Consider the following 13962-nt stretch of genomic DNA (forward strand, 5'->3'; position numbering starts at 1 on the left):
GCTGGGACACCCGGTCCGCTCCACGGCCCGCCCGGCTACGCTGGGGCCGTGCGCCCTCCCACCGGAGGCCGCAAAGCCGACAGCCGTCGCACCCCAGGGAGCACTTTCCATGGCCACGCTGCCGACCTCTTCCGCCCCTTCCGCCGCCGCGCCCCGGCCTCCCGCCGACGCCCGGGCCCGGATCGACGCCCTCCGTGAGGCACTCGCCACCAGGGTCGTCGTCGCCGACGGCGCGATGGGCACCATGCTCCAGGAGCAGGACCCGACGCTGGAGGACTTCCAGGACCTCGAAGGCTGCAACGAGATCCTCAACGTCACCCGCCCCGACATCGTCCGCTCGGTGCACGCGGCCTACTTCGACGCCGGCGTCGACTGCGTCGAGACCAACACGTTCGGCGCGAACCTCGCCGCCCTCGGCGAGTACGACATCCCCGAACGGGTGTACGAGCTGTCCGAGGCGGGCGCCCGGATCGCGCGGGAGACCGCCGACAGCTACACCGCGTCCACCGGGGCACAGCGCTGGGTGCTGGGCTCCATGGGCCCCGGCACCAAGCTCCCCACCCTCGGCCACGCCCCCTACACCGCGCTGCGCGACGCCTACCAGAGCAACGCCGAGGGCATGATCGCCGGCGGCGCCGACGCGCTGCTCGTCGAGACCACGCAGGACCTGCTCCAGACCAAGGCGTCCGTCATCGGCGCCCGCCGCGCCCTGGAGGCGACCGGCACCCACCTGCCGCTGATCGTCTCCGTCACCGTCGAGACCACCGGCACCATGCTGCTGGGCTCCGAGATCGGCGCCGCGCTCACCGCCCTGGAGCCCCTGGGCATCGACATGATCGGCCTGAACTGCGCCACCGGCCCGGCCGAGATGAGCGAGCACCTGCGCTATCTCGCCCGCCACTCGCGGATCCCGCTCTCCTGCATGCCGAACGCGGGCCTGCCGGTCCTCGGCAAGGACGGCGCCCACTACCCGCTCTCCCCGGCGGAACTGGCCGACGCCCAGGAGACCTTCGTCCGCGAGTACGGGCTCTCCCTGATCGGCGGCTGCTGCGGCACCACGCCGGAGCATCTGCGGCAGGTCGTCGAACGCGTCCGGGGCCTCGTGCCCGCCGAGCGCGAGCCCCGCCCCGAGCCCGGCGCGGCCTCCCTCTACCAGACGGTGCCGTTCCGCCAGGACACCTCGTACATGGCCATCGGCGAGCGCACCAACGCCAACGGCTCCAAGAAGTTCCGCGACGCCATGCTCCAGGCCCGCTGGGACGACTGTGTGGAGATCGCCCGCGACCAGATCCGCGAGGGCGCGCACATGCTCGACCTCTGCGTCGACTACGTCGGCCGGGACGGCGTCGCCGACATGGCCGAGCTGGCCGGCCGCTTCGCCACCGCCTCCACCCTGCCCATCGTCCTGGACTCCACCGAGGTCGCCGTCATCCGCGCCGGCCTGGAGAAGCTGGGCGGCCGGGCCGTGATCAACTCGGTGAACTACGAGGACGGCGACGGCCCCGAGTCCCGCTTCGCCCAGGTCACCCGGCTCGCCCAGGAGCACGGCGCCGCCCTGATCGCCCTCACCATCGACGAGGAGGGCCAGGCCCGCAGCGCCGAGCACAAGGTCGCCATCGCCGAGCGGCTGATCACCGACCTCACGGACAACTGGGGCATCCACGAGTCCGACATCCTCATCGACACCCTCACCTTCACCATCTGCACCGGGCAGGAGGAGTCCCGCAAGGACGGCATCAACACCATCGAGGCCATCCGCGAACTCAAGCGCCGCCGCCCCGACGTGCAGACCACGCTGGGCCTGTCCAACATCTCCTTCGGCCTCAACCCGGCCGCCCGGATCCTGCTCAACTCCGTCTTCCTGGACGAGTGCGTCAAGGCCGGACTGGACTCCGCCATCGTCCACGCCTCGAAGATCCTGCCGATCGCGCGCTTCGAGGAGGAGGAGGTCTCCACCGCGCTGGACCTCATCTACGACCGCCGCGCCGAGGGGTACGACCCGCTCCAGAAGCTGATGGCGCTCTTCGAGGGCGCCACCGCCAAGTCGCTCAAGGCGGGCAAGGCCGAGGAGCTGGCCGCGCTGCCGCTGGAGGAGCGGCTGCGCCGGCGGATCGTGGACGGCGAGAAGAACGGCCTCGAAGCCGACCTGGACGAGGCGCTGGGCGAGCGCTCCGCCCTCGCGATCGTCAACGACACCCTCCTGGAGGGCATGAAGGTCGTCGGTGAACTCTTCGGATCCGGCCAGATGCAGCTGCCGTTCGTGCTCCAGTCCGCCGAGGTGATGAAGAACGCGGTGGCCTATCTGGAGCCGCACATGGAGAAGTCGGACGCCGAGGGCAAGGGCACCATCGTGCTCGCCACCGTCCGCGGCGACGTCCACGACATCGGCAAGAACCTCGTGGACATCATCCTCTCCAACAACGGCTACAACGTGGTCAACCTCGGGATCAAGCAGCCCGTGTCCGCGATCCTCGAAGCCGCCGAGGAACACCGCGCCGACGTGATCGGGATGTCCGGACTCCTGGTGAAGTCCACCGTGATCATGAAGGAGAACCTGGAGGAGCTGAACCAGCGCAAGATGGCCGCCGATTACCCCGTGATTCTCGGCGGCGCCGCCCTCACCCGCGCCTATGTCGAGCAGGACCTCCACGAGATCTACGAGGGAGAGGTCCGCTACGCCCGCGACGCCTTCGAGGGACTGCGCCTGATGGACGCCCTCATCGCCGTCAAGCGCGGGGTCCCCGGCGCCACCCTGCCCGAGCTGAAGCAGCGCCGGGTGCGGCCCGCCGCGGCCACCGCCGTCGTCGAGGAGCGCCCCGAAGAGGGCTCCGTCCGCTCCGACGTCGCCACCGACAACCCGATCCCCGAGCCCCCCTTCCGGGGCACCCGGGTGATCAAGGGCATCCAGCTCAAGGAGTACGCCTCCTGGCTGGACGAGGGCGCCCTCTTCAAGGGGCAGTGGGGCCTCAAGCAGAACCGCGCGGGCGACGGCCCCGACTACGCGGAGCTGGCCGAGACCGAGGGCCGCCCCCGGCTGCGGGGCTGGCTCGACCAGCTCCACACCCGCGGCCTCCTCGAAGCCGCCGTCGTCTACGGCTACTTCCCCTGCGTCTCCAAGGGCGACGACCTGATCCTCCTCAACGAGGACGGCTCCGAGCGCACCCGCTTCTCCTTCCCCCGCCAGCGCCGGGGCCGCCGGCTCTGCCTCGCCGACTTCTTCCGCCCCGAGGAGTCCGGCGAGATCGATGTCGTCGGTCTCCAGGTCGTCACCGTCGGCTCGAAGATCGGCGAGGCCACCGCCGAACTCTTCGCCTCCGACTCCTACCGTGACTACCTCGAACTCCACGGGCTCTCCGTCCAGCTCGCCGAGGCCCTCGCCGAGTACTGGCACGCCCGCGTCCGCGCCGAACTCGGCTTCGCCGGCGAGGACCCCGCCGACGTCGAGGACATGTTCGCCCTCAAGTACCGGGGCGCGCGCTTCTCCCTCGGCTACGGGGCCTGCCCCGACCTGGAGGACCGGGCGAAGATCGCCGACCTGCTCCAGCCGGAACGTATCGGCGTACAGCTGTCCGAGGAGTTCCAGCTCCACCCCGAGCAGTCCACCGACGCCATCGTGATCCACCACCCCGAGGCGAAGTACTTCAACGCCCGCTGACGGTGCACCCGGCCCGGCCCTGCTCGGGGCCGGGCCCCTGGCCTGCGCGTAAACCCGAAAGTTGCGTGATGAATGCAGTCACGTAGGATCCGGACCGGGATCTCCTGACCACCGGGGAGGCGCCGGGCAGACGGCGGACGCCCCCCGGCTGCCACGGCGATCAGGGCGGTCCACCGCTCGGCTCCCGACCACCCCAACCGGAACCGCCGCGGTCAACGACCAGGGGCTGGCAACCGGGGGGACACCACGATGAAAATCGCTTTCCTCATACACAACGTCTACGGGCTCGGCGGCACCAACCGGACCACGATCAACCTCGCCACGGCGCTGGCCGACCACCACGACGTGGAGATCGTCTCGATCTTCCGGGACCGCGACACCTCCCTCTTCGCGATCGACCCCCGCATCAAGGTCGTCCCCCTCGTCGACACCCGCTCCGAGGAGCACGCCACCTGGCGGGAGACCCCGGCGGAGGTCTTCCCCAAGGACGAGACGCGCTACCGCCAGTACAGCGTCCTGTGCGACCGGAAGGTCGCCGCGTACTTCGAGAAGGCCCGGCCCGACATCGCCGTCGGCACCCGCCCCGGCCTCAACGTCTACGTCGCCGCCCTCGCCGGCGACGCGACCCTGCGCATCGGCCAGGAGCACGTCACCCTCGCCTCCCACCCCGCGCCCCTCACCGCCGAACTGCGCACCCACTACGCGCGGCTCGACGGCTTCGTGACCGTCTCCGAGGCCGACGCGGAGAACTACCGCACGGAGATGAAGATCCCCGGCCTGCCGGTCGTGGCGATACCCAACAGCGTTCCCGAGCCCCTGGTCCGCCCCGCCGACGGCCGCTCCAGAACCGTCGTCGCCGCCGGCCGGCTCGCCGCCCTCAAGCGCTACGACGACCTCGTGCGCGCCTTCGCCAAGGTCGCCGCCGAGCACCCCGACTGGACGCTGCGGATCTACGGCCAGGGCGGTGAGCGCGCCAAGCTGCGGTCCCTCATCAATGAACTCGGCCTCTGCAACCAGGTCTTCCTGATGGGCCTCGCCTCCCCGATCGAGGCCGAGTGGGCGAAGGGCTCCATCGCCGCCGTCACCTCCGAGAGCGAGTCGTTCGGCATGACCATCGTGGAGGCGATGCGCTGCGGCGTCCCCGTCGTCTCCACCGACTGCCCGCTCGGCCCCCGCGAGATCATCCGCGACGGCGAGGACGGCCGGCTCGTCCCCGTCGGCGACACCGACGCCATCGCCGCGGCCCTCCTCGACCTGATCCGCGACGAGGAACTGCGCACCACCATGGGCCGCGCCGCCCTGCGCAACGCCGCCCGCTTCGACCCCGCCGTCGTCGCCGAGCGGTACGAGGAACTCTTCCAGAAGCTCCGCACGCGCCGCGCGGGCGGACCCCTGAAGCGCTCCCTGCGCGAGCTGCGGCGCCTGCTCAAGCCCAGGCCCGCGGCCAAGCCCGCCCCGAAGACGGCCGCCAAGCCCGCCGCGAAGGCCGGGACCGCGAAGAGCGGGCAGGCCCCGGCGAAGAAGGCCGTCCCGAAGACCGCGTCGGCCGCCCTGACCTGCCTCGACGACCTGGCCATCGAGATCCGGCCCACGCCCGCGTCGAAGGCCGCCGACGGCACCGTCCTGCTGGAACGCCGGGGCGAGAAGAACGCCACGGAGCGGCAGGACACCGTCGTCCTGCCGCTGGGGGAGGGACCGGCGCCCGTCGCCCGCCTCACCACCCACGCCGCGCTGCGCGAGGACACCTGGGACTTCCACGTCCTGCGCGCCGACGGCACCCGCAACCGGCTCCGCTCCCACCTCCTCGACGTCCGCGCCCTCATCGAGGCCCGCCCGCCCCAGGACGCCTCCCCGGTCGTCGCCCGGCTGCCGTACACCACCGTCGACGGCTATCTCGCCCTGCGGGTCCGGCAGGCCCCCGTGCACGCCGAGACCGAGCGGATCGACATCGGCGACGGCCGGATCACCGTCACCTGCCGTGTGTACGGGGCCACCGGCCGTGTCGAGGCGGCGGTGCTCACCCACCGGGCCGGGCCGGCCCCCGCGATCGACCTGCCCTGCACCGCGGCCCCCGACGGCAGTGTGCACTTCACCGTCGATGCCGCCGCCCCCGCCGCCCACCGCTTCGCCGAGCAGGACCTGTGGGACCTGACCCTGCGGGTCGCCGGAGTGGAGGGACCGGTCCGCGTCGGCGCCTGGTTCGGCGACGTCAAGGACCGCAAGGAGGTCTACGCGTACCCGATCACCGTGGTCGAGGAGACCTCCCGGGGCCGGGCCCGCGTACGGCCCTACTTCACCGTCCACAACGACCTCTCCGTCAACGTGGTCGACCTGCCGGCCGCCACCGGCTGACACCCGGACGGAAGAGCCGCCCCCTCCCCGGGGAGCGCCCCATCCGGCACAGGGCGCACCCGCGCCGCACGAGTCGTACACTGGTCGGTCCAGCGCAGGCCGGTCGCCCGTCCCCGGGAACAGCCACGGGGAGGGTGGCCGGCCTTCTCGTCCCCACCGGAGGTGTGCCGATGACCAGCACGGTCCCCGCGTCCCTGACCCGCCCCGCCGAGGACGGCCGCCCGGGTCTCCGGACGCACGCCGCCCCCGGGCTCGCCGCCGTCCTCCTCGACATGGACGGCACCCTCGTCGACACCGAGGGCTTCTGGTGGGACGCCGAGGTCGAGGTCTTCGCAGGACTCGGCCACCGGCTGGACGAGGCATGGCGCGATGTCGTCGTCGGCGGCCCCATGAGCCGCAGCGCCGGCTATCTCATCGAGGCCACCGGCGCCGACATCACCCTCCCCGAGCTGACCGTCCTGCTCAACGACCGCTTCGAGGCCCGCATCGACCGCGGCGTGCCGCTGATGCCCGGCGCGGCCGAACTCCTCGCCGAACTCACCGCGCACCGCATCCCCACCGCGCTGGTCTCCGCCTCCCACCGCCGCATCATCGACCGGGTGCTCGCCTCCCTCGGCCCCGGCCACTTCGCGCTCTCCGTCGCCGGCGACGAGGTGCCCCGCACCAAGCCGCACCCCGACCCGTATCTCGTCGCCGCCCGCGAGCTGGGGGCCGAGCCCGCCCGCTGCGCCGTGATCGAGGACACCGCCACCGGGGTCGCCTCCGCCGAGGCCGCCGGCTGCCGGGTGGTCGCCGTCCCCTCCGTGGCGCCCATCGCCCCCGCCGAGGGCCGGCTCGTCGTCCGCTCCCTCGAAGAGGTCGACCTCGGGGTCCTCCGGACGCTCATCACCGCCGCGGGCTGACCGGCCCGCCACCGGCTTTCCGGCCTCCGCACCGCGCTGAACTGCGTCGATCCGGTCTTTCCGGCCGGATTGGCGGCGTGACATTCATCACCGAACCCCTATCCGGACCGGCTGTCACCGGTATTGACGTCCCTCGCGGGAGCCCTCCCGGCGGGGAGAAGTGTCCGCTTTCATGGGTACGTGTACGAAACGTTCTCCGGCGGGCCGTCCCCCTGCCGATACGACCCGTCACCCAGCGAACACGGCCCCCCGCGCCGGCGGCCCCGGCCCGGTGACACCCTCCTCCGCACGCCGACTAATCTCATCGCGGGTCTTCGCCGCACCCCCCGGACGCGCCCCGGCGGCCGCACAGCCGCCGCGAGCCAGGGCCGACCGCCCTGCCCTCCCGGACCGATCGAACCGCCCCACACGGCGGCCGTGGCGGAGTCTCCCCGTACAGGCTGAAATCCCGGTGCCGGATGAGGAGAACGTCCAGGATGAACCGTAAGACTCTGGTGCTGCCGGCCGTGGTGGGCCTGCTCGCCCCCGTACTCGTCGCCTGCGGCGGTACGGAGAGCGGCGGCGGGGGCGGTGCCATGGTCGTGGGCACCACGGACCAGATCGCCGCCGACGCGACCGGCCCCGCGCCCCTCGACCCGGCGTTCGCGTACGACACCGGATCCTGGAACGTCCTGCGCCAGACCCTCCAGACCCTGATGCACGCCCCCCGGGGCGGCGGCGAACCCGTCCCCGACGCGGCCCAGTCCTGCGAGTTCACGGACAACGCCTCCCAGAGCTACCGGTGCAAGCTCCGCGACGGACTGAAGTTCTCCGACGGCACCGCCATCACCGCCGAGGACGTCAAGTTCTCCGTCGAGCGCATCCTCGGCATCAACGACTCCAACGGTGCCGCCGCCCTCCTGGCCAACATCGACACCGTCGAGGTCAAGAGCGAGAGCGAACTCGTCTTCCATCTGAAGACGCCCGACGCGACCTTCCCGTTCAAGCTCTCCACCCCGGCCGCCGCCATCGTCAGCAAGAAGAAGTACGAGGGCAAGAAGCTCCGGAACGGCTTCGAGGTCGACGGCTCCGGGCCCTACACGATGAAGGCCCACACCAAGGGCGACGCCGTCACCAAGGTCGTCTTCACCCGGAACAAGTCGTACACCGGCGATATCGAGCTGCACAACGACAAGATCGAGCTGCGGGTGTTCCCGGACTCCGGCGCCATGACCCGCGCCCTGGAGAAGGGTGAGATCGACATCGCCACCCGGGAGATGTCCGCCGCCCACATCAAGGACATGCTGGACAACCCGAACAAGGACGTCCAGCTCACCGAGCTGCCCGGGCTCTCCATCCAGTACCTGGCCTTCAACACCGACCACCCCTCGGTCAAGGACAAGGCCGTCCGCCAGGCCATGGCCACCCTCATCGACCGGGGCCAGATCGCCGGCCAGGTCTACAGCGCCACCGCCGAGCCCCTGTACTCCCTCATCCCGGCGAGCGTCGGCGCCCACAAGAACGTCTTCTACAACAAGTACGGCGACCCCAGCATCAAGCGGGCCCGGAAGCTGCTGGGGGAGGCGAACATCGACACCCCGGTGAAGCTGACGCTCCACTACGCCGGCGACCGGTACAACGCCAAGGAGTACGAGCTGATCCGGGACCAGCTCAACCGCTCCGGACTCTTCCAGGCCGATCTGAAGGGCCACGACTGGAAGCAGTACCTCCGCGCCGGCCAGAACGGTGACTACGCCGTCTACGGCCTCGGCTGGGTCCCCGACTTCCCCGACCCGGACAACTACATCGCGCCCTTCCTGGAGAAGGACAACTTCCTCGGCTCGCCCTACCGCAACACCGACGCCGACAAGCTGATCCGCGACTCCCGCCGCAAGGCCGACCGCACCTCCGCCGGTGAGGAGTTCGCCCAGCTCCAGGAGATCATCGCCGAGGACGTACCCATCCTCCCGATCTGGCAGGGCAAGCAGTACGTCGCCTCCCGCAAGGGCGTCAACGGCGTCGAGCGCCTGCTCAACGGCAGCTCCGACCTCCAGCTGTGGGAGCTGAGCGACAGCGACAGCTGACGCGCGGCCCCGCCACGGCGCGGGACGGACGAAGGACGGCGGCGGCCCGATGGGCCGCCGCCGTCCGTGTGCCGTGCCGGGTACCGGTCAGCCCTGGGCGCCCGGGCGGACCAGGCCGCTCTCGTACGCGTACACCGCGGCCTGCACCCGGTCCCGCAGCCCCAGCTTGGTGAGCACATGCCCCACATGCGTCTTCACCGTCGTCTCGCTCACGAACAGATCCGCCGCGATCTCCGCGTTCGACAGGCCGCGCGCGACCAGCTTCAGCACCTCGACCTCACGGTCGGTGAGGGTCTGGAGCGTGTCCGGCACCGGCTCCTCGCCCGACGGCAGATGACCCGCGTACTTGTCCAGCAGCCGCCGGGTGATGCTCGGCGCGAGCATCGCCTCGCCCGCCGCGACCACCCGGATCGCCTGCACCAGCTCATGCGCGGGCGCGTCCTTCAGCAGAAAGCCGCTCGCCCCCGCCCGCAGCGCCTCCACCACGTACTCGTCCAGATCGAAGGTCGTCAGCACCAGCACCTTCGCCGGCCCCGCCCGGTCCGGGCCGGTGATCTGGCGGGTCGCCTCCACCCCGTCCATCCGGGGCATCCGGATGTCCATGAGCACCACATCGGGCTGGAGCGCCCGCACCTGGTCCAGCGCCTGGAGACCGTCCCCGGCCTCCCCGACGACCGCGATCTCCTGCTCGGCCTCCAGGATCATGCGGAAACCGGTACGCAGCAACGGCTGATCGTCGACCAGCAGAACGCGGATGGCCACGGACAACTCCTCACAGTCGGTCGCCCCCCATTCTGCCCTGCGCGCCGCCGGCACCCGCGCCCGGGCGACGCCGGGAAACCTCAGCCGGCCGCGCCCGGGCCCGCCGGGGACGGCACGCTCAGCGGATACACCGGCGGCGTCCCCCCGAACTCCGGACACACCGCCTGGTGGTCGCACCACCCGCACAGCTTGGTCGGCCGGGGCCGCCAGTCACCCGACTCCGTCGCCCGCCGGATCGCGTCCCACAGCGCCAGCAGCTTGCGCTCCACCCGCTCCAGGTCCGCCGGGACCGGGTCGTACGTCAGCACGTCCCCGCTGCCCAGATAGACCAGCTGGAGCCGGCGGGGCACCACCCCCTTCAGCCGCCAGATCACCAGCGCGTAGAAGTGCATCTGGAACAGCGCGCCCTCGCTGTACTCCGGGCGGGGCGCCTTCCCCGTCTTGTAGTCGACGATCCGCACCTCGCCCGTCGGCGCCACGTCCACCCGGTCGATCACGCCCCGCAGCCGCAGCCCAGACTCCAGCGCGACCTCGACGAACATCTCCCGCTCCGCCGGCTCCAGGCGCGTCGGGTCCTCCAGCGAGAACCACCGCTCCACCAGCGACTCCGCCTGCGCCAGCCACTCCGCGAGCCGCTCGCCCGCGGCCTGCGCGGTGTCCTCCCCCGGAACCGCCGCGTCGGCGGCTTTGGCGAACAGCTCCGCCAGCTCGGGGCGGTCCGCGAGCAGCCGCTCCCACTGCCCCGGCACCAGCGCCCGCGCCCGCTCCGCCGTCCGCTCGGCCGCCGGGACGTCGAAGAGCCGCTCCAGCACCGCGTGCACCAGCGTCCCCCGCGTCGCCGCGGGGCTCGGCCGCTCCGGCAGCCGGTCGATCACCCGAAACCGATACAGAAGCGGACACTGCATAAAATCGCTCGCCCGGGACGGCGACAACGACACCGGCGGCCTGCCCGCCGCGACCCCTTCACCCGTACTCATGACCACGACCCTACGGCCCGCCACTGACAGCGAGCGCAATACCATCGACGGGAGAGGCCACCGCACCCACCCCGCACCCCGAAGGGAACCCGTGAACGAGGACGGCACCCGAGACGAGCCCGAGCGCTCCCGCGCCGATTCCCCAGGGAGCGGACCGGGCGATGGGAGCGGCAAGCCCCACGGCACCCCCGACCCCGGGCGCAAGCGCCCCGACGGGCCCGGCGGCGGCATCCTCATGGGCCGCCCCTTCGGCGTCCCCGTCTATGTCGCCCCCAGCTGGTTCCTCGTCGCCGCCCTGATCACCTGGGTCTTCGGCGGCCAGCTCGACCGCGTCCTGCCCGAGCTGGGCAACGCCCGCTACCTCGTCGCCCTCTTCTTCGCCGTCGCGTTCTACGCCTCGGTGCTCGTCCACGAGCTGGCCCACACCGTCGTCGCCCTCCGCTACAAGCTCCCCGTACGGCGGATCCAGCTCCAGTTCTTCGGCGGCGTCTCCGAGATCGAGAAGGAGTCCGAGACCCCCGGCCGCGAGTTCGTCCTCGCCTTCGTCGGCCCCCTGTTCTCCCTCGTCCTCGCGGGCGTCTTCTACCTCGCCATGCAGGCCGTCGAGCCCGGCACCGTCCCCGGTGTGCTGCTCGCCGGACTGATGATCTCCAACCTGATCGTCGCCGCCTTCAACCTGCTGCCCGGACTGCCGCTCGACGGCGGCCGGATGCTCCGCGCCGTCGTCTGGAAGATCACCGGCAAGCCGATGAGCGGCACCGTCGCCGCCGCCTGGGTGGGCCGCGGCCTCGCCGTCGCCGTCCTCATCGGCCTCCCCCTCCTCACCCACACCGGCGCCCTCGGCAACCCCACCCAGAAGATCGGCGGCACCGAGACCGTCACCGACGCGCTCCTCGCGGCCATCCTCGCCGCCATCATCTGGACCGGCGCCGGCAACAGCCTGCGGATGGCCCGGCTGCGCGAACACCTCCCCGAGCTGGCCGCCCGCACCCTCACCCGGCGCGCGGTCCCCGTCGAGTCCGACACCCCCCTCTCCGAGGCGCTGCGCCGCGCCAACGAGGCCGGCGCCCGCGCCCTCGTCGTCGTGGACGGCCAGGGCGAGCCCATCGGACTCGTCCGCGAGGCCGCCATCGTCGGCGTGCCCGAGCACCGCCGCCCCTGGGTCGCCGTCGGCGGGCTCGCCCAGGACCTCAACGACGGCATGCGGATCCCCGCCGACCTCTCCGGCGAAGCACTCCTGGACCGCCTGCGCTCCACCCCCGCCACCGAATACCTCGTCGTCGAGGGGACCGGCGAGATCTACGGGGTCCTCGCCACCGCCGATGTCGAGCGCGCCTTCGTCGCCGCCATGGCCCGCCCCTCCGACCACCACCACTGACCCCACGCGCCCCACCGTCCCTGTGGTCGGTGGGGCGGGTGGGGCGTGACCGTGTCCGCAGCCCGCCCGTACGCCCGGTACCCTGGTCACATGTCCGAACCGACCGGTGCCGCCCGCCGACGCGGGCCCTTCAAGGTCGGGGACCAGGTCCAGCTCACCGATCCCAAGGGACGCCACTACACGTTCACGCTCGAAGCCGGGAAGAACTTCCACACCCACAAGGGGTCCTTCCCGCACGACGAGCTGATCGGCTCTCCCGAGGGCAGTGTTGTCCGAACCACGGGAAACGTCGCCTACCTCGCGCTGCGCCCCCTGCTCCCCGACTACGTCCTGTCCATGCCCCGCGGCGCCGCCGTGGTCTACCCCAAGGACGCGGGGCAGATCCTGGCCTTCGCCGACATCTTCGCCGGCGCCCGCGTCGTCGAGGCCGGCGTGGGCTCGGGCTCCCTGAGCGCCTTCCTGCTCCGCGCCATCGGCGACCACGGCATGCTCCACTCCTACGAGCGCCGCGCCGACTTCGCCGAGATCGCCCAGCAGAACGTGGAGCGCTACTTCGGCGGCCCCCACCCCGCCTGGCAGCTCACCGTGGGCGACCTTCAGGACAACCTCAGCGACACCGACGTCGACCGGGTCGTCCTCGACATGCTCGCCCCCTGGGAGTGCCTGGACGCCGTCTCCAAGGCGCTCGTCCCCGGCGGCATCGTCTGCTGCTACGTGGCCACGACCACCCAGCTCGCCCGGACCGTCGAGTCCATCCGCGAGATCGGCTGCTTCGCCGAGCCGCAGCCGTGGGAGTCCATGATCCGCAACTGGCATGTCGAAGGACTCGCCGTCCGCCCGGATCACCGCATGATCGGCCACACCGGCTTCCTCGTCACCGCCCGCCGGCTCGCCGACGGGGTGGAGCCGCCGATGCGCCGCCGCCGCCCGGCCAAGGGCGCCTACGGCGACGACTACGAGGGCCCCAACAAGAACAGCTGAGACACCCCGGCTTCCGGGCCCGCCCCGGGTCCCGGGCCGGACAACACCACGGCGCTGCCGCCGGGTTCCCCCGCTCCGGGAGAGAACTCGACGGCAGCGCCGTGCTGTTCGGGACATTCCTCCGGCGGCTGTCCGCCGGTGGTTACACAACCCTGACAAAGAACCCCCGCCCCGGCGGCCTTGGGCCCCCGCGGGCTGTGGCACGATGCAGATCTCCCCCCGTCCCGCACCCGGCGGGCCCCCCGGTCACAGGAGATCCCCCGTGCAGCCCGCCGCCGCCCCGGACCTCGCGCACACCCGGACCCGCCCCGCGCACTGGCTCGCCATCGCGACCGTCACCGGGGCCGTCGTCGCCCTCGCCGGACTGCTCCAGCCGGACCCGGCCACCGCCCGCCAGCCCGAGGCGCGGCCGTCGGCGGCCACCCGCCCCGCGCCCGACCCCGCCCGGGTCACCCTGCCGCTGAGCTGCGGAACCGTCGGCAGCAGGATCGTGGAACGGGTCACGGGCGACCTCGACGGCGACACGCACCCCGAGACCGTGGTCAGCGCCCGCTGCGACGCGGGCTCCGGCACTCCGCCCACGGGGATCTACGTCCTCACCACGGGCCGTGACGGCGCCCCCCGGCTCGTCGCCACCCTGCTCGGCCCGGACCGCCGCCAGAGCGCCCAGGGGCTGGCCCTGCGCGGCGGATCCGTCACCGCGACCCTGCTCGGCTACTCCTCGTCGGACGTCCCGAGCTGCTGCCCGGACCAGGAGGAGCGGGCCGAGTGGAACTGGCGGGACGGCGCCTTCCTGCGGACCCCGCCGCGCCCGCCGCAGGCCCTCTGACGGCCCGGGACGGCGGCACCCGGGAGACCCCGGGAAGGTTCCGTGAGGCCCCGGCGGACCTCC

At 72.2% G+C, this 13962-nt stretch carries 9 protein-coding genes; 7 read left to right on the forward strand and 2 right to left on the reverse strand.

Going from position 1 to position 13962, the window contains the following annotated elements; genetic code table 11:
- Window positions 1–109 precede the first annotated feature (109 nt).
- The 4 genes from metH to SYYSPA8_RS18290 all read left to right on the forward strand — a co-directional run bounded on the left by metH (window position 110) and on the right by SYYSPA8_RS18290 (window position 8972).
- Window positions 110–3655 carry a methionine synthase gene (gene metH / locus SYYSPA8_RS18275; protein WP_323448277.1) on the forward strand — a complete coding sequence of 1182 codons (3546 nt, stop codon included), beginning with the start codon at window positions 110–112 and terminating at the stop codon, window positions 3653–3655.
- A gap of 249 nt (window positions 3656–3904) precedes the next feature.
- Window positions 3905–6007, forward strand: coding sequence for a glycosyltransferase family 4 protein (locus SYYSPA8_RS18280; protein WP_323448278.1), 2103 nt, complete (start codon window positions 3905–3907; stop codon window positions 6005–6007).
- Between the two features lie 170 nt (window positions 6008–6177).
- Entirely contained in the window at window positions 6178–6909 is a 732-nt protein-coding gene (locus SYYSPA8_RS18285) for an HAD family hydrolase (protein WP_323448279.1), read from the forward strand.
- 476 nt (window positions 6910–7385) lie between these two features.
- Window positions 7386–8972 (forward strand): ABC transporter substrate-binding protein, encoded by a 1587-nt coding sequence (locus tag SYYSPA8_RS18290; protein WP_323448280.1) that lies wholly within the window; start codon window positions 7386–7388, stop codon window positions 8970–8972.
- Window positions 8973–9059: 87 nt separating this feature from the next.
- Here SYYSPA8_RS18290 and SYYSPA8_RS18295 read toward each other — a convergent pair whose 3' ends face one another.
- Together SYYSPA8_RS18295 and SYYSPA8_RS18300 are read right to left on the reverse strand one after the other, a co-directional pair.
- Window positions 9060–9734: a response regulator transcription factor gene (locus SYYSPA8_RS18295; protein WP_323448281.1), complete on the reverse strand. Its 675-nt coding sequence runs from the start codon at window positions 9732–9734 to the stop codon at window positions 9060–9062.
- Window positions 9735–9814: 80 nt separating this feature from the next.
- On the reverse strand, window positions 9815–10756 hold the full coding sequence (locus SYYSPA8_RS18300) for a RecB family exonuclease (protein WP_323448282.1): 942 nt from the start codon (window positions 10754–10756) through the stop codon (window positions 9815–9817).
- Between the two features lie 46 nt (window positions 10757–10802).
- Between SYYSPA8_RS18300 and SYYSPA8_RS18305 the strand changes: the two genes are divergently transcribed.
- The 3 genes from SYYSPA8_RS18305 to SYYSPA8_RS18315 all read left to right on the forward strand — a co-directional run bounded on the left by SYYSPA8_RS18305 (window position 10803) and on the right by SYYSPA8_RS18315 (window position 13899).
- Window positions 10803–12089 (forward strand): site-2 protease family protein, encoded by a 1287-nt coding sequence (locus SYYSPA8_RS18305; protein ID WP_323448283.1) that lies wholly within the window; start codon window positions 10803–10805, stop codon window positions 12087–12089.
- 90 nt (window positions 12090–12179) lie between these two features.
- A complete protein-coding gene (locus SYYSPA8_RS18310) occupies window positions 12180–13070 on the forward strand; it encodes a tRNA (adenine-N1)-methyltransferase (RefSeq protein ID WP_323448284.1) in 891 nt (296 codons plus the stop codon).
- A gap of 262 nt (window positions 13071–13332) precedes the next feature.
- Complete coding sequence (locus SYYSPA8_RS18315; RefSeq protein ID WP_323448285.1) at window positions 13333–13899, forward strand: hypothetical protein; 567 nt, start codon at window positions 13333–13335, stop codon at window positions 13897–13899.
- Window positions 13900–13962 lie beyond the last annotated feature (63 nt).

This window comes from Streptomyces yaizuensis, from assembly GCF_034961445.1.
In the GTDB taxonomy this organism is placed as follows: Bacteria; Actinomycetota; Actinomycetes; order Streptomycetales; family Streptomycetaceae; genus Streptomyces; species Streptomyces yaizuensis.